Here is a 1,336-nt window from a genome sequence, read left to right on the forward strand (position 1 = left end):
TCGTATCTTTATAACAAATTGATTTGACTTTACGCTCTACTTTATGGGCATAATGTGCCACCAAAGGTGTTATAATACGTGCTGCTTGTTTTTTCAAAACGTCAGCAATGCGTCTTGGAAGGTATTCTAATTGACCATAAACGATAATTTGAGGTTCTTGTTCTGCATCTCCTGCAATAATTTCCGTTACCCCACGTCCTTCTCTATGCTTTATGGAATGGCAAACACCCAACAAAGGAATCGTTGCCCCCTCTTTGAGATAAGCATTTTCATGAGAGATTTGTACACGAGCAAGACGCGCCTCAATCCAAGACCGATGCTTTTCAATAAAACTTTGAATCGTACAGAGACTTATCGCTGGTGGTGTTGTTACACAAATCCTCTGTCCGCTCGCATCAATACGTAAGGTAAGACGGCGCGCGCACTTATTTTCCCGCACCTGTACAGGTACAGAGCGATCAGAAAAAATAAAATGCTGTTTAGAAATGCTCATACATTATATCTTCATCATCAATGAATTTGCCCCTTCTCCCGCATTAATCCGGTCAATCAATGACCTCAATACCGTTTCGAGGCAATCCAAATCTTGCGGACGAGAAAAGCGATGATCAGCATCACGAACGAGTGTCAATGTTACATCATGGAGAGGCAAATGATCAAGTAAAGTCATAGTATGCTGATAGGGTATCTCCACATCTTCCATCCCTTGTAGAATATGGATTGGACATCCAACATCTATACATCCCTTCATGACGCAGTTGTCTCTGCCATCTTCAATAAATACTTTTGTAAAGGGAACCGGCTCCGTATAACTAATCGCAGATCGTTCAATATGCTCTGTTTCTTCTAAAATTTTCCACCCCTTTCGACCCAACCCTGATTCTATCAATGTTTGTGTAAAATCAGGAGCTGGCGCAATCAAGATCATGCCAGCAAGCTTCTTATTTTTCTGTGCTAACATCATAGCAAGCTTGAGCGCAATCCACCCGCCCATAGAGGTGCCAATCAAAATTTGTGGACCCTCACAATAAGTTTCAAAAACCGCTAAACTTTCTTTAACCCAGCGTGAAATCGTTCCTTGAAAAAAATCACCACCTGATTCTCCATGTCCAGAGTAATCAAAACGTAAACAAGACAAATCATTCTTCTGAGCAAAACTATCAACCAACATCGCCTTATCCCCTGACATATCGGATAGATAGCCATGAAGCCAAACCAAACCTGGAGATTGGCGCCCCTTGCGATAGCGTACTGCAAGTGCGGTGTTCTCAAACGAAAAAAACTGACAAGGAATATTTTGATCCATAATTCTTTATCCTCCATAAAACGATTTCTT

Annotated in this window: 2 protein-coding genes; both read right to left on the reverse strand. The window is 41.4% G+C overall.

The window, feature by feature from the left end:
- Positions 1–493: YgjP-like metallopeptidase domain-containing protein (locus tag ACFIKE_RS10660; RefSeq protein WP_375649869.1), on the reverse strand; the 493-nt coding region annotated here is incomplete at its 3' end.
- 3 nt (positions 494–496) lie between these two features.
- Positions 497–1,306, reverse strand: a complete 810-nt coding sequence (locus ACFIKE_RS10665; RefSeq protein WP_375625481.1) for an alpha/beta hydrolase — start codon at positions 1,304–1,306, stop codon at positions 497–499.
- Between the last annotated feature and the right edge of the window lie 30 nt (positions 1,307–1,336).

Origin of the sequence: Bartonella sp. MU70NMGDW, assembly GCF_042194085.1 — a bacterium.
In the GTDB taxonomy this organism is placed as follows: domain Bacteria; phylum Pseudomonadota; class Alphaproteobacteria; order Rhizobiales; family Rhizobiaceae; genus Bartonella; species Bartonella grahamii.

Coding starts and splice junctions, on each gene's coding strand:
- ACFIKE_RS10665 (WP_375625481.1), bottom strand. CDS start 1,306: ATGGATCAAAATATTCCTTGTCAGTTTTTTTCGTTTGAGAACACCGCA.